Below are 19,441 nucleotides of genomic sequence, written 5' to 3'. Positions count from 1 at the left end.
CGCACAACCATCACAATGACGGGATCACCGCCGTCCATGTGAAGACCAGCGGCCTCGACGAGCAGGCGATGCTGATCGAGGCCGATCCGGACGTCTATTATCGCCCGCCCTATCTCGGCCCATCCGGCTGGGTCGGCATCCGCCTCGATCTGGACGAGGTGGATTGGGACCGGGTGGCGGACCGGATCGCGTACAGCTGGGAGCTGGTCGCGCCGGCGCGACTGCTGGAGATGGGCGGGCGGTAAATCCTCGTCATTGCGATCCCGGCGAAAGCCGGGAGAAGCAATCCAGCCTGGATTGCCGCGTCGCTGCGCTCCTCGCAATGACGGCTTTGGCTATCCGACGACCTCCAGCGCCCGTTCGCGCAGCCGCTCGACCGCCGCCGCATGAATGCCGGGCGTCGCCACCAGCACCCCGAACGCCTCGCCGCTGGCGCTGTTGAAGGCGAGCGGCTGGCCGAGCGCGCCGGTCACCGTCGCCCCGGCCTCCTCCGCGATCAAGGCGGCGGCGGCGATGTCCCATTCGAAGCCCCAGCGCAACGTCGCGAGCAGGTCCGCCTCCCCCGCCGCGACCATCGCGATGCGCAGCGCGATCGAATTGGGCTTGGCGACCATGACGAGGTCGTCGTCGACCTTGGGCAGATTGTCGGCCGGCACCCGCGCGCCGGCCAGCTCCGTTCGACGGCTGACACGGATGGGAGCGCCATTGCGTGTCGCGCCCTTGCCGCCTTGCGCTGCCCAGAGCTCGCCTCGCTCCGGCGCGGCCAGCACGCCGAGCACCGGCACCCGATCCTCGACCAGCGCCACCGAAACGCACCAGCCCGACCGCTTGCGCAGAAAATCGCGGGTGCCGTCGATCGGATCGACCACCCAGAGGCGGCGCCGCTCGATCCGGTCGGAATCGTCGAGCGTCTCCTCCGACAGCCAGCCGGCCTCCGGGTCGAGCGCCATCAGCCGCTCGCGCAGGAAGGAGTCGAGCTCGAGGTCGACGTCGCACACCGGATGGCCGGGCACCTTCTCCCAGGTCCTGTAATCCGTGCCGCACCGGCTCGCCGCGATCCGGCTGGCCTCCTGCGCAACACGGATGACAGCCTCAAGCACCGGCCACCGTCATGCCGTCGATCCGCAGCGTCGGCGCGTTGACCGTACGGCGGAATTCGAGATCATTGGCGGCGGCGAGGTTCCGGTACATGTCGATCAGATTGCCGGCGATCGTGATCTCCGCCACCGGTCCGGCCACCGCGCCATTCTCGATCAGGAAGCCGGACGCGCCGCGGCTGTAATCGCCCGTGACCGGGTTCAGGCCCTGGCCGATCAGCTCGGTGACATAGACGCCGCGCTTCACGTCCGCCATCAGTTCGGCAGGCGTCGCCGCGCCCGGCTCCAGATGGACATTGGTCGCGCCGACGCCCGGCGCGCCGCCGGCGCCGCGCGTGGCATGGCCGGTCACGGCCAGCCCCAATTGATGCGCCGAGGCCGCGTTGAGCAGCCAGCCGGTGAGCCGGCCGCGATCCACCAGCGCCCGGTGTGTGGTGGATACACCCTCGCCATCGAACGGCTTGGACTTGAGGCCGCGCCGGCGGTGAGGATCGTCGACGATCGTGATCGCTTCCGGAAAAACCGGCTCGTCCTCGCGGCCGAGCAGGAAGCTCGACTTGCGCGCGATCCCCGGCCCGCTCATCGCCGCCAGCAGGTGCCCGATTAGGCCTCCCGCGATGCGGGGATCGAACAGGACGGGCATCGTGCCGCTGGCGAGCTTGCCGGGATTGAGCCGGTCGACGGCGCGCGCCGCCGCCAGCGCGCCGATCGCCTGCGGCGCATCGAGGTCGGCGAAATGGCGGACGCTGTGGCTGGCATGGTCGCGCTGCATGTCGCCGCCCTCGCCCGCGATCACGCTCGCCCAGCCGCTATAGCCGCTGGCCGTATAACCGTGCGCGAAGCCGGCGCTGGTCGCGAGCGCGATCACGGTGCGCCCGGTGCTGATCCCCGCGCCTTCGCTGTTGGTGACTTGAGAATGCGCGCGCGCCGCGTCCTCGGTCTCCAGCGCCCGCGCCTTCAGCCCCACCGGATCCGGATCGGCGCCGTCATCGGCCTCCAGGTCGGGGGCCTCGCCACACCACAGCCGATCCTTCGGGGCCAGGACCGAATGCGGGTCCTCCGGCGCCTCGCGCGCCATTGCGACGGCGCGCTCGACCAGGGCCGCGAGCGCATCCGTCGAGAGGTCGGACGAGGACACGCTCGCCGTCCGTTGACCGACGAAGACGCGAAGACCGATCTCCTCGCCCTCGGCGCGCATCACATCCTCGAGGTCGCCGAGCCGGACCTGAACCGCGGTCGAAGCGTCGCCGGCATAAAGCGCATCGGCCGCATCGGCGCCGGCCTTCAGGGCGGAATCGATCAGGGCGGCGGCGCGCGCCTCGGCGTCACGGACGTCAAGCATCGGGGCGGGATAGTGACGACGCGTCCAAAAGCAAGCGTCAGGCGGTGCCGACCACGAGGCATGCGAGGAACATGACGAAGCCGGCGAACCGATTGGAGCGGAACTTGACGAGCGCATCGGCGCCGTCGTCCGGTTTCAACGCAGCGACCTGCCAGAGGAGGTGGAGCGCGACCGGCGCGAGGGCGAGCAGCGCGAACCACTCCACCCGCACCTGCCGAAACGCCAGCGCCCAGAGCAGCAAGGCGAGCGCGTAGCAGATCGCGACGCCGGTCCGCGCGTGCCGCCCGAGCGCGCGGGCCGAGGATTTGACGCCGACCAGCGCGTCATCCTCCCGGTCCTGCAGCGCGTAGATCGTGTCGTACCCGATCACCCAGAAGATCGACCCGGCATAGAGCAGCAGCGCCGGCATCTCGATCCGCCCGGTCACGGCGGGCCAGCCGACCAGGACCGCCCAGGAGAAGACCAGCCCGAGCCAGGCCTGCGGCCACCAGGTGATCCGCTTCATGAAAGGATAAGCCGCGACCAGCGCGAGGCTGGCCAGCGCCACGATCTGGGCGGTCCGCTCGAGCTGGAGCAGGACGACGAGCCCGATCAGGCTCATCGCGACGAGCAGCGCCCAGGCCGCGCGAAGCGACACGCGGCCGCTGGCGAGCGGGCGCAGGCGGGTGCGCTCCACCTGCCGGTCGAGGTCGCTGTCGACGATGTCGTTATAGACGCAGCCGGCGCTGCGCATCGCCCAGGCGCCGAGCGCCAGCCAGGCGATCAAGGCCCAGCCGCCGGAGTTGGCCAGACCGCCGCCCAGGCCGGCCAGCCCCACGCTCCACGCCCCGGGCCAGAACAGCAGCCACGCCCCGATCGGCCGGTCGAGCCGGATCAGCGAGGCGAAAGGCCGAACCGGCGCCGGCAGCGCGCCGATCAGGCCGCGCCGCTCGCTGTCGGGAACGATATCCGTGGGAGGAGAAGGGCTGCGCGGCACCGGGCTCAACTGCCCCGCGCCGCGCCTGATGTCGAGCCGCTGCCTACTGTCCCCGCAGCCGGGCGATCTCGCGGTCGAGCTGGGCGGTGATGCGAGCCCGCGTCTCGGCGCTCAGCTCATCGTTCTGGGCCAGCCGGTCGCGGGCGCGCTGGAGATGCTCGGCGCGCTGGGCCGGCGTCGCATTGCCGCGGCTGCACAGCATGATCCGGGTGCGCTGGCCGTCCGTCCCTTCCTCGAGATCGGTGCGCTCGCCCTCGCCGCAGCTCGGCTCGACCATCTCGCCGTTCGGCCCGCGACGGATCACGACGCCGTGCTCGCGATGCTCGCCATGGCCGGCGTGCCCGCTCTGGGCGCCGTCGCGATGGCGATCCATGATGATGATCCGCTCGCGATGCTCCTGCTTGCCGCTCTCGGGATGCGGGTGGGCGACGCCGGCGCTGCCGAGCAATGCGCCGCCTGCAACCAGAATTGTGACCGCGGCGATCCCGCCGAGGCTCCTCAGCGCGCTCCTGCGATGGGTTTTGAGCATTTTCAGCCTCCTCTTGAGTTGATCGACGCGGTTGAGGGGGGCGGCGGTGACCAGCCCGGCCGGGCTGACCGATTTGAGCAGCGCCTCCGCATAGTCGCAGCGGGATTCGGGAGAGCGTGCCGCGGTCACGGCGGCATCGCAGGCGAGCTCCTGGTCGGCGCGGAAGGCGCGGAAGGCGAGCCACGCGATAGGATTGAACCAGTTGAGCGCGAGCAGGCCGAGCGCGAGATGGTTCCACCAGATATCGCCGCGACGGTGATGGACCGCCTCATGATCGAGCGCGAGCGCGCGCTCGGCGGGACCGTAACGTTGCTCGAAGTCCGCCGGCACGACGATGCGCCGATCGAGCAAGCCGAGCGCGACGGGTCCTTCGACCGCCTCGCTCTCGATCAGCGGCAGCCCGTCATGCGCGCCGATGCTGCGCGACGTCAGCGACAGGCGGGTCAGGAAGGCGCGATAGGCACGCCATTGCCAGATCAGCAAAGTCATGGCGCCGGTCGCCCAAAGGGCGAAGAGGATGCCAGTCCAATCCATTCCCGCCGTGGCCGCGGCCGGGTCGCCGGCATTCAGGTTCACGATGATCGCGGTCGTGGGCCGCAGATCGGCGGCACGTTCGGGCAGCGGCGGCATGACGAGGCGCAGCCCCGGCGCCAGCCACAGGGCATAAGCCGCGCCGGCGCCCAGCCAGCGCGCGACCGGCAGCCGGATCGCGAGCACGACGAGCATCAGCACGCTCGCCCAGATCATGTTCTGCGTCAGCCAGGCGGTCACGGCTTGAGCGCCTTCAGCAGCGCCTCGATCTCGGCGACATCCTCGTCGGTGAGATCGTCGCGTTCGGCGAGATGGGCGACGAGCGGCGACACCCGGCCGCCGAACAGCCGGTCGAGCAACCGGCGCGATTCGCCCGCGACATAATCCTCGCGCGCCACCGCCGGCCGATAGAGATAGGACCGCCCCCGTTCTTCGTGGGTCAGCGCGCCCTTGGCGAGCAGCCGGGCGAGCAAGGTCTTGACGGTGCGGATGCTCCAGCGGGCGGGCGCCCGTTCGGCGACCTCGGCGGCGGTGAGCGGCGAATCGCGCCACAGCACCTCCATGATCTCATGCTCCGCCCCGGATATGCGCTCGGCCATCTGGTCCCCGCCCTTTGGACTACAGATGTAGTCCGATGGGTGAACGCCGGCTGAACCATGGGTGTCGGGGAATTTTACAAATCCGGATCGCTCAACCCCGCGTTAACCAATAAAAAGCCCGGATTTCCGGGCCTTTGCCTATCTGGCACCGGGCCTGCACAACATTGCGCGTCCACACGGTTCCCTTCCAATGGGGCGGGCTAGACGCTTCTTTCCGGTCGCGCGGCCCGCCCTATTTCTTTTCAGCGATGCCGCGCAGAGCAACCGCCGTCGCCTCGTCGGCCGGGAAGAAGGATTCGATCGCGATCTCCGAAAGCGTGACCTCGACCGGCGTGCCGAACATCGTGGTTGTCGAGAAAAATGACAGGGGACCGGCCTGGGTCGCCACCTCGAACGGAACCACGAAGCCGCCTGTCTCCTCAGGCCGCTGCTTCGGCGCCGGCGCAGGATAGGTTCTCAATTCCTCGCGCAGGGCCTCGAGCACCGGATCGGCGCTCGCCGCGACCTGCTGCGCCAGCCGCTCGAGCAGATGCCGCTTCCATTCGCCAAGATTGACGATACGCGGCGCGAGGCCATCGGGGTGGAGGCTAAGCCGCAGCACGTTGGCCGGCGGGGCGAGCAGATCGGACGCAACGCCGTCGAGCAACAACGGCACCATCTGGTTGTGCGCGACCAAATTCCAGTGCCGGTCCACCGCCAGCGCCGGATAGGGCATGTGGCCGTCGAGGATGCGCTGCACCGCCTCCCGCGCCGGCGCGAGCGCCGGATCGTCGAGCCCCCGCTCGCGATAGGCCGGAGCAAAACCAGCCGAGAGCAACAGCGCGTTGCGGCCGCGCAGCGGCAATTCCAGCGTCTCGGCGAGCCGCATCACCATCTCACGCGACGGGCGCGAGCGGCCGGTCTCGACGAAACTCAGATGACGGGCTGAAATCTCGGCCTCCATGGCGAGGTCGAGCTGGCTCATATGGCGCTGCTGGCGCCAGAGCCGAAGCTGGTCCCCGAACGAGGCCTGATGATCGATGGCAATGGTCATGCACACCCTCCTGCCCGCTGTCGTCCCGCCCGGCCATTACCCGGGAGGTAATCGACCGCCTTACCGGCTAGGGAGCATGATCGCCGCATCCGGGGCAAGCCCGCCCCATCCAAAGGAGGAAAAGATGCGGATGACCAATTTCCTGAAGCGGGTGCTTCTTCTCGACGCGGCGAGCTGCCTCGGCATGGGCGCCGGCCTGATCGCCGGCGCTGCCGCGCTCGCCGGCCCGCTCGGCCTCCCGGCGGCTTTGCTGAGCGGCGCGGGGCTCTCGCTGGTGCCGATCGGCCTGTTCATGGGCTTCGTCGCGACCCGCGCCGCGCCGCCGGCGATCCTGGTCTGGCTGATCATCCTCGGCAATGCCGGCTGGGTCGCGCAGAGCCTCGCGCTGATCGCGATCACGGCAACGATCAGCGCGTTGGGGACCGCGTTCGTCGTCGGCCAGGCGGCGTTCGTGACGGCGATCGCGGCGCTCGAATATGCCGGCCTGCGCCGCGCCGCCGCGGCGACGGCCTAGGACGCCTTGGCGATCTCGTGGTCGGCGAGCAGCTGCTGCAGCTCGCCGGCCTCGAACATCTCCATCATGATGTCCGATCCGCCGACGAATTCGCCCTTCACGTAAAGCTGCGGCACGGTCGGCCAGTCCGAATAATCCTTGATGCCCTGCCGGATCTCGGGATCCTGGAGCACATCGACCGTCTGGAATGGCGCGCCGAGATGATCGAGGATCGCGACCGCCCGGCTGGAAAAGCCGCATTGCGGGAACAAGGCGGTGCCCTTCATGAACAGGACGATGTCGTTGCTCTTCACGAGCGCGTCGATGCGGGTGCGGGCGTCGGTCATCTCAACTTCCTTCAATCGGGCGCGCCGGTCTTGAGCTTGAGCGCGTGGAGCTCGTTCCCCATCCGGCCGCCGAGCGCATCATAGACCAGCTTGTGCTGCTTCACGAGCGGCAGGCCGCGAAAGCTCTCCGCCATCACCCGCGCCTCATAATGGTCGCCGTCGCCGGCCAGATCGATGATCTCGATCCGGGCGTCCGGAATCCCGGAGCGGATCAGGGCCTCGATCTCGCTGGCCGCCATCGGCATGGCTTCAACCGTGCTCGATGAAGTGGCGGCGGGCGTCGGTCGCTTTGTGCGCGATCTGGGCACGCACCTCATCCTCGTCGACCGCGACGCCCGCCTTTTCGAGATCGGCGACCAGCTTGCGCACGATGTCCTCGTCGCCCGCTTCCTGGAAATCCGCGCGGATGACCTCGCGCGCATAGGCGTCGCTCTCTTCCTCGGAGAGACCCATCTTCTTCGCCGCCCATTGGCCGAGCAGCCGGTTGCGCCGCGACGTGACCTTGAAATGCATCTCCTGATCGCGCGCATATTTGGTCTCGAAGGCGCGCTCGCGGTCGTCGAACTGGGTCATCCAAAATCCTCGGGGCTGTGGTTCGGGTTCAGATAGGCGGCGCGATGACGCGGCGCAACACGCCGCCCCTAGTCTATCGTCACCACGAGCTTCCCGACCGCCTGCCGCGCCGCCATGTAGGCAATCGCGTCGGCGCCCTGCTCCAGCGGCCAGGTGCGGCTGACCTTCGGCGCGATTCGGCCCTCGTCCCAGAGCCGGAACAGGGTCTGGATATGGGCGGCGTTGGCCCTGGGGTCGCGCGCGGCGAAGGCACCCCAGAAGACGCCGCGTACGTCGCAGCTCTTCAGCAGGGTGAGGTTGAGCGGCAGCTTCGGGATGCCGGCCGGAAAGCCGATCACCAGCAGGCGGCCCTCCCAGGCGAGCGCGCGAACCGCCGCCTCGGTATAGTCGCCGCCGACCGGATCGTAGACGAGGTCGGCGCCACCCGGCCCGACCGCGTCCTTGAACTGCTGCGACAACGCCTTGGCGCCGTCCTTGTCGAACGGGCCGCGCGGATAGACGATCGCAGCATCCGCCCCCGCCGCGCGCGCCGCCTCGGCCTTCTCCTCCGACGAAGCAGCGGCGATCACCCGCGCGCCATAGGCCTTGCCGAGCTCGACCGCCGCCAGGCCGACGCCGCCCGCCGCGCCGAGCACGAGCAAGGTTTCGCCCTGTTTCAGCTTGCCGCGATCGAGCAACGCGTGAATCGTCGTCGCATAGGTCAGGATCAGCGCCGTTCCGTCGGCGAAGCTCCGCCCCTCGGGCAGTCGCAGTGCCGTCGCCGCGCCAACGAGCACCTTCTCCGCCATGCCGCCATGGCCGAGCATCGCGATCACCCGGTCGCCCGGCGCCCAGCCGGAGACGCCCTCGCCCACCGCCTCGACCACACCGGCGATCTCCCCGCCTGGCGCGAACGGCCGCGGCGGCTTGAACTGATATTTGTCCTCGATGATCAGGACGTCGGGATAGTTGATCGCGCAGGCCTTCACCGCGACCAGCAACTGGCCCGATCCCGCCACCGGATCGGGCAGATCGGTGAGCTTCAGCGTCTCCGGGCCGCCCGGCGCTTCGGAAAGCAGCGCCCTCATTGCGCCGACTGCGGGAAGGCGGGCAGAAGGCGGATGTCATCGAGCTCGTGCTGGATGACGATCCGCGCTCTCAGGTTGCGGGCGATCTCCTGGAAGCGCGCCATCGAGGCGAGCGTGTCGGCGCGATCGGTGTTGAAGATCGGCAGACCGCCGCGGCGCATATTCTCAGTGAAATGATAGAGGTCGCCGGTCAGCAACACGGATCCGGTACGCGGCAGCCGGACGAGCAGGGCGCGGTGCCCCGGCGTATGGCCGGGCATATTGAGGATGACGACGCTACCGTCGCCGAACACGTCATGATCGCCGCGCAGCGGCTGGGCGCGCGACTGTCCCTCCGTCCACGGCCCGAACCGCGCCGCCGTCTGCGGGCGACCGCGGATCGCCTCCCAATCCGCCGCCCCGACGAGCAAGGTCGCGCCGGGGAAATCGGCCGCCTGGCCGATATGGTCGTCATGATAATGGCTGATTCCGACGAAGGTGACCAGGGCCGGCTGGACTCCGATCCTTGCCAGCTGGTCGCGGATGCGCTCGCGCAGCGACATCCGAAAAGCCCCCTCGCCGCCCCCGTTTGTCCCTGCCAGCTCGCCGGCGAGGCCGGTGTCCCAGAGGAGATAGCGGTCGCCGTTGCGGATCAGGTAGCAGCTGTCGGTCAGCGTCATCTGCCGGCCGACATAGGCATAGGTGTCGGAAAAGAGGTTGAGGTCGGTGACCCGGATCTCGCCGCAATCGAGCCGCCACATCTCCAGCCCGGGACGGGCCGGCTGCGCCGCCTCCGGCGCCGCGACGGCGAGGCATCCGAGCGCGAATCCGAGAAACCGCTTCAGCATCGTTCGATCTCCCTGTTCTCCTTCGGCGAGACATAAGAGGGGTCGTGGGCGAAGGGCAATGGCGCGTCCGCTTCGAGGGCCCGAAGCACGGCGGCGAAGTCGGTCCGGCAGCGAAAGCCCATCAGCCGCTCCGCCCTGGAAGGATCGTAGATACGGTCGATATGGCCTGGCAACCGCCAGCCGCGCCGCGCGTAGAGTTCCACCGCTGTCGGGAAATGCCGAGCGACAACCGACGGCGAATCATGAAGCAACGCTTCGGCCTCGGACGGATCGAAGGGCGGCGGCGCGGAGAGGATGAAGGTTTCGCCGCCGATCGACGGCGCCTTCTCCAGCGCGACGAGATGCGCTTCGGCCGCATCTTCGACGGTGAGGCGGCGGCCCAGGAACTCATTCGCCTTGATGTTCTCGCCGGAGAGGTCGCGGTGCGTATCGTCCTCCTCGGGGAAGAAGCGCCCGGTGCGCAGACTCACTGTCGCCAGCCCGTGCTCACGATGGAACAGGGCGCAGAGCTGCTCGGCCGCTCGCTTGGTGACGCCGTAGATGTTGCGCGGTTCCAGCGGCCCGAACGTCTCGTCGAGCCAGGCCGCGCGCGTCGCGCCGCCCGTTTTGCCGGCGCGAATCGCTTCGGAGATCATCAGCGACGTGGTCGAGGTGAAGATGAAGCGGTCATGCCGAGCCGCGACCGCCGCCTCGAGCAAGTTGAGCGTGCCGGTCACATTGACATCGACGAACGCCTGCTTCGGGTAGCGGGCGATGTCCGGCTTGTGCAGCGCCCCGGTATGGATCACCGCCTCGACGCCATGCTCGGCGAAGGCGCGCTGGACCAGGGCGCGATCGGCGACGGAGCCGACCAGATCGGTGTCGGCGCCCGGCGCGACGTCCAGCCCCACCACGACATGCGCCGCCGCACGCAGCCGCGGCGCGAGGAACCGGCCGAGCCAGCCGGATGAGCCGGTCAAGAGGACGCGCATCAGGTTGCGGCGGCGATCGGGGACGCGGGCGCCTCGGCCGGGTCGTCGGTATCGGCCCAGTCGGTGCGGCGGCGGAGCCAGGGATTGAAGAACAGGATCGGCAGCTTCAGGAAGATCAGCTCGGAATGGATGAGGCCGTCGATCGCCCGTTCCCACCATTTCGCCTCGCGCCGGCCCCGCATCCTCAACCACTCGTCATAGGGCGCCCAGTGGCTCGGCTCGTCCTGCTCGATGATCCGGAAGATGCGCATCAAGACCTTGTCGCGCCGCACGATCGGATGGTTGAGCATGATATCGACCTGCTGCATGCCGCGCCGCTCGGTCAAGGAGATCACCCGGCAGAGCCGCTCGAACAGACGATCGTCTTCCATCATCCTGTCGGTGTCGAGCGCGTCGATCCGGCGGCGGAACATGATCTCGACGAAGCGGTCGATATGGCCGCAGGTCCGGTCGATCGCGAGCGGCATCTTGCCCTGCAGTTCGAACCAGCGCTTGAACATCGCATAATGCTTGCGCTCGTCGGCGCGATGCTTCTCGACCGCCGCGATGAACGCGGCGTCGTCGGGCGCATGCCGCCGCGCCGCCTCCAGGATGCGGTCGATGCTCGTATAGCCCCGGTGCTCGTTATAGATGTAGATCGAGCCGAGCAGGTCGAGATAGCGGCGGCGGAACGCGGCGATCATCCGGCCAGAATCCGCCTGCTTGCGCGTCAGGTCAAGGGACGGGGCCGCTTTCAGCTTTCGTCGCGCACCGGTCGCTTGATCATGTCGGCCGTCCGCCTTGAGTGGTCAAATAACAAGCACATTGTTCAAGAAGCGGCATGAGCCTATTCTGAAGTAATCGGCAGGGGCGCAAGTGTCCCCATCCTGCAAGACAAGTCCCTTAGAGCGGCTATTGGGAGGGAGCATGAGATGGTGGCTATTCCCGACTATCGACCGGTCGTCCGTGCAACGAAGGGCGATTATTCAGCGACCGCTCTCGTCGGCACGCATTCGGTGTCGGTCGCATGGAACTGCAGGGACGGAAGGCAGAACGGCCTGCGCGGCTTCACGGTTCGCAAGACCGAATATAACGCAAGCACCGGCGATCTGGTCGCGACCAATTGGCTTCGCGGCGAAAAGAGATTCCGCAACGATATCGCGGACGGGGTCGAGATCTCGTCCGCGCGCGCGCCGTTCCAGCGCTTCCGGTGGAGCGACTATACGCTGAAAGCCAACCAGGCCTATCGGTTCGAGGTCTTTCCGGTTCGCGGCAGCTTCCCCGCGCTGACCATGGACGAACCGCCGGTCGGCCTGATGCTACGCCCCAGTCAGGACATCGTCGATGGCGTCGGGATTCACGTCAATCGAGGCGTGACGTCCGCCTTCGCCTATCTGGACCGGTTCAAGTTGCAGCATCCGTCGGACGTCGCTGACGGCTCCGCCTATCGCTGGCTGTCGCGCGGCCTGAAGGAAGCGCTGCTCGGCTTCATCGCGGCGGCGAAGCTGGGCGAAGCTCTGCATGTGTGCATTTACGAGTTCTTCGAAGAGGAAATTGCCGAAGCGCTTCGCGCGGCGAGAGGCCGGGGCGTTGTTGTCGACATCGTCTATCACGCGAAGGCCGGCGATCACGCCACGACCGAAAGCGAGCATTTGCTGCACGCCAAGGGCCTGGACCAGGTCGCGACGGCGCGGCGCAAGGTCGGGAATATCAGCCACAACAAGTTCATCGTCCACCTGGTCGGGGGGCAGCCGGTACGCCTGTTCACCGGCACGGCCAATTTTTCCCAGAACGCGTTCTACTTCCAGACCAATGCGGCGGTGACGCTGGAGGATCCGGTCGTCGCCGCCACTTATGAAGACTATTTCCGGGTTCTGAAGGACGATCCCGCGCGCACCGGGCCGGCGAGCAATGTCCACGAAATCCGCAATCGCGTTCGCGCCATCCTGGAGCGGATCAACATCGTCAGCCCGCGCCGGTTCGAAAGCACCTATTTCTCGCCGCTGCGCAAACTGGACATCGTCGACAAGGCGATCGACATGATCGGGCGGGCGCGATCATGTGTGTTCGTCAGTTCACCCTTCGGCCTCGATGGCCGCATCGTCGAGGCGCTGGGACGCAACAGCGAAGACATCCTGGAATATGGCCTGGCCAACACCACGGCGCGCAAGAAGATCGAGTCGCTCAACCGGAAGAACACGCGCTTCTTCACGCCCTCCCGGCTCGAAACCTACCTGGGCCGGGCCTGGGATTCCAAGGCGTTCGGCGCTCACAAAATCCACACCAAGCTGATCGCCATCGACCCGTGGAGCGACAGCCCCCAGCTGCTGTTCGGCTCAGCCAATTTCAGCGAGGATTCCTGCACGAACAATGACGAGAACGCGTTCCTGTCCAACGATCCGCGTATGAACGCGGTGATGGTCACCGAATTCCTGCGCATGTTCGATCACTACAAGTCGCGCGCCTTCATCAACCAGATCCGGTCCACCGGGCTCAGCGACGACGAGTTCCTGAAAGAGGACGACAGCTGGTCGCGAACGTCTTTCAACCCCGCCTCGAACAGCCACAAGTTCCGCGATCGCGTGGCGTTCATGGGCGGCTGACCGGGCCGCTAGGCCTCGTAGCGGGCCGTCGTCTTCGCCGCGACCTCGTCCGCCGTCACGTCCGGCGCCAGCTCGACCAGCCGGAACGGGCTCGCATGATCGGGCCGCTGGAAGACGGCGAGATCGGTGACGATCATGTCGACGACGTTCTTGCCGGTCAGCGGCAACGTGCATTCGGGAATGAACTTGGGATCGCCGTTCTTGGAGACATGCTCCATCACGACGATGATCTTCTTCACGCCGGCGACCAGGTCCATGGCGCCGCCCATGCCCTTGATCATCTTGCCGGGGATCATCCAGTTGGCGATGTCGCCATTCTCCGCGACCTCCATCGCGCCGAGCACGGTCAGATCGATATGGCCGCCGCGGATCATCGCGAAGCTGTCGGACGAGGAGAAATAGCTCGACGACGGCAGCTCGCTGATCGTCTGCTTGCCGGCGTTGATCAGGTCCGGATCGACCTCGTCCTCATAAGGGAACGGCCCGATGCCGAGCATCCCGTTCTCGCTCTGCAGCGTGACTGTCATCCCCGCCGGGATGTTGTTCGCCACCAGCGTCGGGATGCCGATGCCGAGATTGACATAATAGCCGTCGCGCAGCTCCCCGGCGGCGCGGGCGGCCATCTGGTTACGATCCCAGGGCATGCGATGCTTTCCTTTGTGAGAGATGCGGCCAGGCGCGCCAGGTGCCGAGCGCATAGGCGGCGCCGTAGATGAGGACGATGAGCGATGACCAGATATCGAACGGGCGCGGTGCGGATTGGAGCAGCACCGGAATCAGCAGGATGCCGCGCAGCAGATAAATGGCGCTGATCGCCACCAAAGCGGTGCGCATCAGCGGCAGACGACGGATCAGGCCCGCGCCGGCAAAGGCGTAGGCGGCCCAGATCGCGAGAATCGCCGCAATGCCGAGCGTGATCAGCGCCGGCGTCCATTCGCCTCGCTCGGCCATACGGGCCATGCCTTCGCCCGCGCCGAAGAAGCGGTACCAGTCCGACCCGCCGACGATCACGCCGAGATGCAGCAGCGACGCCACGAGGCTCAGCCAGCCGCCGGCAATGAGCCACAGATTACGCGGCATTACGCCGCTTCCCTCGCGCGCGTCGTACGGAACTCGATCTTCTTGTCATAGGGTGCGCCGACGATCATCCGCTTCACATAGATGCTGGGCAGATGGATCGCGTCCGGATCGATGCTGCCGACCGGCACGATCTCCTCCACCTCGGCGACGCAGACCTTGCCCGCGGTCGCCATCGGCTGGTTGAAGTTGCGCGCTGTCTTGCGGAACTGGAGGTTGCCGCTCTCGTCGGCGCGCCAGCCCTTGATGATTGACAAATCGGCGCGGATGCCGCGCTCGAGAATATAATCCTCGCCGTCGAAAGTCTTCACGTCCTTGCCCTCGGCGACGAGCGTGCCCACCCCGGTCTTCGTGTAGAATCCGGGAATGCCCGCGCCGCCCGCCCGGCAGCGCTCGGCGAGCGTCCCTTGCGGGCAGAACTCCACCTCCAGCTCGCCGCTCAGATATTGCCGCTCGAACTCCTTGTTCTCGCCGACATAGGAGGAGATCATCTTCTTCACCTGGCGGCTGCGGAGCAGCTTGCCGAGCCCCTCATTGTCGATCCCGGCATTGTTGGAGGCGATGGTGAGGTGCTTGACCCCGGAGGCCTGGATCGCATCGATCAGCCGCTCCGGGATGCCGCACAGGCCGAAGCCGCCCGCGCAGATCGTCATGCCGTCGAACAGCAGCCCGTCCAGCGCCGCCGCGGCATCGGGATAGATTTTCTGCATCAAGCGCTCCCCTGGGTCGGGAGCGCGATAGGCAAGCGCCACGAGCCGGGTCAAGGCCGTAAGCCTCCCCTCCCGCTTGCGGGAGGGGAATGAGGGGTGGGCGCGCTGAGTCTGATCAGGCCCACCCCCGGCCCCTCCCGCAAGCGGGAGGGGAGAATGATCAGCCCTTCAGCTTGGCGAGCACGCCCTGGAGCTGCATCGCGTTCGACATGTCGCCCTCGACCTGCAGCTTGCCCTGCATGAAGGCGGTCATGCCATCGAGCTTGCCCTCGGTCATGTCCTGCCAGTCGGACCAGGCGACCTTGATCGTGGTGTCGGCGTCGCCATTGTCCTCGGTGACGGCATTGCCGACCCCGTCGAGCATCACCGCGCCCTCGGCGCCGAAGTCCAGCTTCACCTTCTTGCCGGGCAGCCAGGCCTGCGCCTCGCCCATCTTCGCGGCCAGTTCGCTCTTGGTCATCGGTAAAGCCTCCCGTGAAATGCCTCGCCAGCCTAGCCGCGTCAGGTTCAAGGTCAAGGACCGACATTCTTGTCAGTAAGCGATGTGCTTTACGGGCTGAATGAACCGTATTGGCGAAATCGCTTTCCTACATCATACCGGATGTGTTCTATACTGCCGGATGACCCAGCATGACGATCGAGCCGGCGCGCCGGTGTCTCCCGCCTTCGATCCCGTTCCCCTCCGTTACCGCCATGACGGCTGGACGCCCGAGCGGCAGGTCCTGTTCATTCGGGCGCTTGCCGAAAGCGGCTGCGTCCGCGACGCGTGCCGCAGCGTCGGCATGTCGCCGGAAAGCGCTTATGCGCTCGCCCGCCGCGAGGATGCCCAGAGCTTCCGGGTCGCCTGGGAGCTCGCCCTGGACAATGCCGTTCGCCGCATCGCCGACGAGGCGATCAGCCGGTGCATCAACGGCGTTCCGGTGCCGCATTTCTACAAGGGCGAGCAGGTCGGCGAGCATCGCCGCTACGATGACCGGCTGGCGATGTTCCTGCTGCGCTACCGCAACCCGCACCGCTATGGCCGCCATCTGGACCGGCTGGAGCCTCAGGGATTTGCGGAAACGCAGGCGCAGAATCTCGGGCACGCGCTCGAATGGGTGCTCCGCGACGCGGTTCGGGAGGGGGCTGGCCTGCCACGCTTCGTGGTCGACAAGATTCCCGAAAGCGATGACGACGCCGAGGAGTTCGTGCGGCTGCATCGGGCGGCGCGCGAGGACCGGCGCGCCGCCGCCAGGAGCCGCGCGGGGGCCGACTTGCCTCCCGACGTAGCGTCAGGTTCGTCAGGTTCCGGCTCCACCTTCCCTTCCGGCGAGGAACATGATTAGGGCGCGCCATGGACGCCGCAGAGGTCATTCACGAGAAGTTCGTCGCCAAGCTGAGGGGCGGCAACTTGCCCCGCCGGATCGTCGCGATGCAGCCGGACGCGGTCGGGCTGGGCCGCGAGGCGATCGTCGAGCTGTTCTACAGCCAGGTGACGAGCCGGCAGATGGACCGGCTCTCCCGCAAGCTGCAGGCGCGGGGCGAGGGCTTCTACACGATCGGCAGCTCGGGCCATGAGAACAACGCCGCGGTCGCCGAGGCTTTCCGGCTCGATGACATGGCCTTCCTCCACTACCGCTCCAACGCCTTCCAGCTCCACCGCGCCAAGAAGCTACCCGGCCAGACGCCGAGCTGGGACATGCTGCTGAGCTTCGCCGCCTCGGCCGAGGACCCGATCTCCGGCGGCCGCCACAAGGTGATCGGCTCGAGGCCGCTCCACATCCCGCCCCAGACCAGCACGATCGCCTCCCATCTGCCCAAGGCGGTCGGCGCGGCGTTCAGCATCGGCATCGCCAAATTGCTGAAGCTGGAGGACACGCCGCTGCCCGCCGACTCCATCGTCCTGTGCAGCTTCGGCGACGCTTCGGCCAATCATTCAACCGCGCAGGGCGCGTTCAACACCGCGGGCTGGGCCGCTTATCAGGGCACGGCGATGCCGCTTGTCTTCCTCTGCGAGGACAATGGCATCGGCATCTCGACCCGCACCCCGCGCGGCTGGATCGAGGCGAGCTTCCAGGACCGGCCGGGACTTCGCTACATGCATTGCAGCGGGCTCGACCTGGTCGACGCCTGGCGCGGTGCGTCGGAAGCGGCGCACTACGCCCGCACCACCCGCAAGCCGGTCTTCCTGCACATGGATACCGTCCGGCTCTACGGCCATGCCGGGTCCGACGTGCAGACCGCTTATATGACCAAGGCTGACGTCGAGGCGGACGAGGAGCGCGATCCGCTGACCTACAGCGCCGCCCTGCTGGTCGAGCAGGGGCTGCTGACCGAGCCACAGATTCTGGAAATCTACGAGGAGACCGAGGCGACCTTGGCGCGGGTGGCGGAAGACGCGATTCTGCGGCCGAAGCTGACCACGAGCAAAGCGGTAATGGACAGCCTGATCCCGCCGAAGCGCCCTGCCCTGCCCGCCAACACGCCCGCGCCCGAGGAGCGCGAGGCGATCTTCGCGCGCGACACGGCGATGATGGACAAGCCGCAGCATATGGCGCGGCTGCTGAGCTGGGCGCTGGCCGACCTGATGCTGGCCCACAAGAACGTGATCGTCGCCGGCGAGGATGTCGGCCCGAAAGGCGGCGTCTACAATGTCACGGCCAAGCTGCACGAGCGCTTCGGCCCGGCCCGGGTGATCAACACCCTGCTCGACGAGCAGAGCATCCTCGGCCTCGGCATCGGCGCCGCGCATAACGGCCTGCTGCCGATCACCGAGATCCAGTTCCTCGCTTATGTCCACAATGCTGAGGACCAGATCAGGGGCGAGGCGGCGACGCTCAGCTTCTTCTCGAACGGCCAATACACCAACCCGATGATCATCCGCATCGCGGGGCTCGGCTATCAAAAGGGCTTCGGCGGGCATTTCCACAATGACAACAGCCTGGCCGTCTTCCGCGACATTCCGGGCGTCGTGCTCGCCGTCCCCAGCAATGGCGGCGACGCGGTGGAGATGCTGCGCGAATGCGCGCGCCTCGCGATCGAGGAGCAGCGCGTGATCGTCTTCCTGGAGCCGATCGCGCTCTACATGACGCGCGACCTGCACGAGGAAGGCGACGCCCTGTGGACCGCGCCCTATGCGGCGCCCGGCAGTATAAAGCCGATCCGCCTCGGCGAGCTCGGCGTGCATGGCGACGGCACGGACCTCGCGATCGTGACCTATGGCAACGGCAATTATCTGTCGCGGCAGGCGGCGAAGCTCCTCGCCGACCGGCATAAGATCGCCTCGCGCGTGATCGACCTGCGCTGGTTGGCGCCGCTCAACGAGGACGGACTGATCGAGGCGACGAAGGGCTGCAAGCGCGTCCTGATCGTCGACGAATGCCGCAAAACCGGGTCGCAGAGCGAGGCCCTGATGGCGCTCTTCACGGAGCGCGCGCCGGACATCCCCACCGCGCGGATCACGGCTGAGGACAGCTTCATCCCTCTCGGCCGCGCCGCGACCGTGACCCTGCCGAGCCGCGATTCGATCGTCGACGCGGCGCTGGAGCTGGTCCGTGGCTGAGCGGCAGACGGCTTTGGTCGTGTGCCCGGGCCGGGGCACGTACGGCAAGGCTGAGCTCGGCTATCTGAAACGGTTGCATAGTGACAAATCGGAGCTGATCGCCAACTTCGACGCGCTCCGCGCCGAGGGCGGCCAGCCGACTTTGTCCGAACTGGACGGCGCCGAACGGTTCAGCCCGGCGCTCCATACGCGCGGCGACATCGCCTCGCCGCTGATCTTCGCCGCCGCTTACGCCGATTTCCTCGCCATCGACCGCGAGCAGTTCGACATTGCCGCGGTCACCGGCAATTCGATGGGCTGGTACACGACACTTGCCTGCGCGGGCGCGGCGAGCGCGGAAAACGGATTCCGGATCGTCGATGCGATGGGCGAGTACAGCCAGTCCGGCGAGCCGGGCGGGCAGGTGCTGCTGACCCTGGTCGACGAGGACTGGAACGAGATCGCCGACTTGCGCGCGCAGATACTGGCGCTACTCGCCACCATCGACGCCCGGCCCGCCCACGCCCTCCACCCCTCGATCGATCTGGGCGGCATGCTCGTCGTCGCCGGCAACGAGGCAGGACTGGAGGCGGTGCTGAAGGAAGCCTCACCCACCCCTGCGCGCGATCCGCTACGGCTGGTCAATCACGGTCCCTTCCACACCCCCCTCATGCAGGGCTCGTCCATCCGTGCGCTGGCGCTGCCGGCCGAATGGCTGCACGCGCCGACGATCCCGATGATCGACGGACGCGGCCATATCTGGCGACCGTTCGTCAGCCCGCGAGAGACGCTCCGCCGCTACACGTTCGGGACCCAGATCCTGGAGCCTTACGATTTCACCCGCGCCATCCAGGTGGCGGTGAAGGAATATGCGCCGAACCGGATCATTCTCTTGGGCCCCGGCGATACGCTCGGCGGCGCCATCGCCCAGGCGCTGATCGCCATTCAGTGGCGCGGGCTCGGCTCGAAGGCCGATTTCCAGGCCATGCAGGCCGCCGATCCCGTCCTCCTCGCCATGGGCCGCGAGGATCAGCGCGCGCTGGCGACGGGCTAGGCCGCAACGAAAAGGACCGCCTCTGGCTGAAGGCGGCCCTTTCCTCGCGGCTTGGGTAGGCTCAGAGCTTGTCGCCGAACAGGCCCTTCACTTCGCCCTTGGCCTTCTGGAAG

General features: G+C 67.4%; 22 protein-coding genes and 1 pseudogene. 6 read left to right on the top strand and 17 right to left on the bottom strand.

Features of this window, described 5'->3' with window-relative positions; all coding sequences use genetic code 11:
• A pseudogene (locus ACT4N3_RS11010) lies at window positions 1-245 on the top strand (MmcQ/YjbR family DNA-binding protein); the annotation flags it as partial.
• Window positions 246-335: 90 nt separating this feature from the next.
• Here ACT4N3_RS11010 and ACT4N3_RS11005 read toward each other — a convergent pair.
• The 6 genes from ACT4N3_RS11005 to ACT4N3_RS10980 all read right to left on the bottom strand — a co-directional run bounded on the left by ACT4N3_RS11005 (window position 336) and on the right by ACT4N3_RS10980 (window position 6,107).
• The gene (locus ACT4N3_RS11005; RefSeq protein ID WP_444855269.1) at window positions 336-1,100 is read right to left on the bottom strand and encodes a 3'(2'),5'-bisphosphate nucleotidase CysQ; all 765 of its coding nucleotides are present in this window, start codon (window positions 1,098-1,100) and stop codon (window positions 336-338) included.
• A complete protein-coding gene (locus ACT4N3_RS11000) occupies window positions 1,093-2,439 on the bottom strand; it encodes a TldD/PmbA family protein (RefSeq protein ID WP_444855268.1) in 1,347 nt (448 codons plus the stop codon). Before ACT4N3_RS11000 ends, ACT4N3_RS11005 begins: the two co-directional genes overlap by 8 nt.
• Before the next feature lie 37 nt (window positions 2,440-2,476).
• A complete protein-coding gene (gene ubiA, locus ACT4N3_RS10995; RefSeq protein ID WP_444855267.1) occupies window positions 2,477-3,424 on the bottom strand; it encodes a 4-hydroxybenzoate octaprenyltransferase in 948 nt (315 codons plus the stop codon).
• Window positions 3,425-3,458: 34 nt separating this feature from the next.
• Entirely contained in the window at window positions 3,459-4,715 is a 1,257-nt protein-coding gene (locus ACT4N3_RS10990) for a M56 family metallopeptidase (RefSeq protein ID WP_444855266.1), read from the bottom strand.
• A complete protein-coding gene (locus tag ACT4N3_RS10985; protein WP_444855265.1) occupies window positions 4,712-5,074 on the bottom strand; it encodes a BlaI/MecI/CopY family transcriptional regulator in 363 nt (120 codons plus the stop codon). The genes ACT4N3_RS10990 and ACT4N3_RS10985 overlap by 4 nt, the downstream gene beginning before the upstream one ends.
• A gap of 232 nt (window positions 5,075-5,306) precedes the next feature.
• Complete coding sequence (locus tag ACT4N3_RS10980) at window positions 5,307-6,107, bottom strand: helix-turn-helix domain-containing protein (RefSeq protein WP_444855264.1); 801 nt, start codon at window positions 6,105-6,107, stop codon at window positions 5,307-5,309.
• Window positions 6,108-6,231: 124 nt separating this feature from the next.
• On the opposite strand from ACT4N3_RS10980, the gene ACT4N3_RS10975 reads away from it, so the two are divergent.
• Entirely contained in the window at window positions 6,232-6,621 is a 390-nt protein-coding gene (locus ACT4N3_RS10975) for a hypothetical protein (RefSeq protein WP_444855263.1), read from the top strand.
• Here the strand turns inward: ACT4N3_RS10975 and grxD are convergent.
• The 7 genes from grxD to ACT4N3_RS10940 all read right to left on the bottom strand — a co-directional run bounded on the left by grxD (window position 6,618) and on the right by ACT4N3_RS10940 (window position 11,068).
• The gene (gene grxD, locus ACT4N3_RS10970) at window positions 6,618-6,947 is read right to left on the bottom strand and encodes a Grx4 family monothiol glutaredoxin (protein WP_444855262.1); all 330 of its coding nucleotides are present in this window, start codon (window positions 6,945-6,947) and stop codon (window positions 6,618-6,620) included. The two genes, ACT4N3_RS10975 and grxD, sit on opposite strands and share 4 nt — an antisense overlap.
• An 11-nt stretch (window positions 6,948-6,958) precedes the next feature.
• A complete protein-coding gene (locus ACT4N3_RS10965; protein ID WP_444855261.1) occupies window positions 6,959-7,192 on the bottom strand; it encodes a BolA/IbaG family iron-sulfur metabolism protein in 234 nt (77 codons plus the stop codon).
• A 4-nt stretch (window positions 7,193-7,196) separates the two neighbouring features.
• The gene (locus ACT4N3_RS10960) at window positions 7,197-7,520 is read right to left on the bottom strand and encodes a DUF1476 domain-containing protein (RefSeq protein WP_444855260.1); all 324 of its coding nucleotides are present in this window, start codon (window positions 7,518-7,520) and stop codon (window positions 7,197-7,199) included.
• A 68-nt stretch (window positions 7,521-7,588) separates the two neighbouring features.
• On the bottom strand, window positions 7,589-8,587 hold the full coding sequence (locus ACT4N3_RS10955) for an NADPH:quinone oxidoreductase family protein (protein ID WP_444855259.1): 999 nt from the start codon (window positions 8,585-8,587) through the stop codon (window positions 7,589-7,591).
• Window positions 8,584-9,414 carry an N-acyl homoserine lactonase family protein gene (locus ACT4N3_RS10950; protein WP_444855258.1) on the bottom strand — a complete coding sequence of 277 codons (831 nt, stop codon included), beginning with the start codon at window positions 9,412-9,414 and terminating at the stop codon, window positions 8,584-8,586. Before ACT4N3_RS10950 ends, ACT4N3_RS10955 begins: the two co-directional genes overlap by 4 nt.
• Window positions 9,408-10,385, bottom strand: coding sequence for an NAD-dependent epimerase/dehydratase family protein (locus tag ACT4N3_RS10945; RefSeq protein ID WP_444855257.1), 978 nt, complete (start codon window positions 10,383-10,385; stop codon window positions 9,408-9,410). The genes ACT4N3_RS10950 and ACT4N3_RS10945 overlap by 7 nt, the downstream gene beginning before the upstream one ends.
• A complete protein-coding gene (locus tag ACT4N3_RS10940; protein WP_444855256.1) occupies window positions 10,385-11,068 on the bottom strand; it encodes a ferritin-like domain-containing protein in 684 nt (227 codons plus the stop codon). Before ACT4N3_RS10940 ends, ACT4N3_RS10945 begins: the two co-directional genes overlap by 1 nt.
• A gap of 228 nt (window positions 11,069-11,296) precedes the next feature.
• Here ACT4N3_RS10940 and ACT4N3_RS10935 point away from each other — a divergent pair, with 228 nt between their 5' ends.
• The gene (locus ACT4N3_RS10935; RefSeq protein ID WP_444855255.1) at window positions 11,297-12,967 is read left to right on the top strand and encodes a phospholipase D-like domain-containing protein; all 1,671 of its coding nucleotides are present in this window, start codon (window positions 11,297-11,299) and stop codon (window positions 12,965-12,967) included.
• Window positions 12,968-12,975: 8 nt separating this feature from the next.
• Here the strand turns inward: ACT4N3_RS10935 and ACT4N3_RS10930 are convergent, their stop codons facing one another.
• The 4 genes from ACT4N3_RS10930 to ACT4N3_RS10915 all read right to left on the bottom strand — a co-directional run bounded on the left by ACT4N3_RS10930 (window position 12,976) and on the right by ACT4N3_RS10915 (window position 15,214).
• Window positions 12,976-13,611, bottom strand: coding sequence for a 3-oxoacid CoA-transferase subunit B (locus tag ACT4N3_RS10930; RefSeq protein ID WP_444855254.1), 636 nt, complete (start codon window positions 13,609-13,611; stop codon window positions 12,976-12,978).
• Window positions 13,595-14,047 (bottom strand): hypothetical protein, encoded by a 453-nt coding sequence (locus ACT4N3_RS10925; protein ID WP_444855253.1) that lies wholly within the window; start codon window positions 14,045-14,047, stop codon window positions 13,595-13,597. The genes ACT4N3_RS10930 and ACT4N3_RS10925 overlap by 17 nt, the downstream gene beginning before the upstream one ends.
• Complete coding sequence (locus tag ACT4N3_RS10920) at window positions 14,047-14,754, bottom strand: CoA transferase subunit A (RefSeq protein WP_444855252.1); 708 nt, start codon at window positions 14,752-14,754, stop codon at window positions 14,047-14,049. The genes ACT4N3_RS10925 and ACT4N3_RS10920 overlap by 1 nt, the downstream gene beginning before the upstream one ends.
• Window positions 14,755-14,914: 160 nt before the next feature.
• Entirely contained in the window at window positions 14,915-15,214 is a 300-nt protein-coding gene (locus tag ACT4N3_RS10915) for an SCP2 sterol-binding domain-containing protein (RefSeq protein ID WP_444855251.1), read from the bottom strand.
• Window positions 15,215-15,374: 160 nt separating this feature from the next.
• On the opposite strand from ACT4N3_RS10915, the gene ACT4N3_RS10910 reads away from it, so the two are divergent.
• The 3 genes from ACT4N3_RS10910 to ACT4N3_RS10900 are packed head-to-tail and all read left to right on the top strand — an operon-like array spanning window position 15,375 to window position 19,328.
• A complete protein-coding gene (locus ACT4N3_RS10910; protein WP_444855250.1) occupies window positions 15,375-16,079 on the top strand; it encodes a hypothetical protein in 705 nt (234 codons plus the stop codon).
• A gap of 8 nt (window positions 16,080-16,087) precedes the next feature.
• Entirely contained in the window at window positions 16,088-18,295 is a 2,208-nt protein-coding gene (locus ACT4N3_RS10905) for a dehydrogenase E1 component subunit alpha/beta (protein WP_444855249.1), read from the top strand.
• Window positions 18,288-19,328 carry an ACP S-malonyltransferase gene (locus tag ACT4N3_RS10900; protein ID WP_444855248.1) on the top strand — a complete coding sequence of 347 codons (1,041 nt, stop codon included), beginning with the start codon at window positions 18,288-18,290 and terminating at the stop codon, window positions 19,326-19,328. Before ACT4N3_RS10905 ends, ACT4N3_RS10900 begins: the two co-directional genes overlap by 8 nt.
• The last annotated feature ends 113 nt before the right edge of the window (window positions 19,329-19,441 follow it).

This window comes from Sphingosinicella sp., from assembly GCF_052388015.1.
Lineage (GTDB): Bacteria > Pseudomonadota > Alphaproteobacteria > Sphingomonadales > Sphingomonadaceae > Allosphingosinicella.
This window is presented reverse-complemented; position numbering and strand designations above follow the sequence as displayed.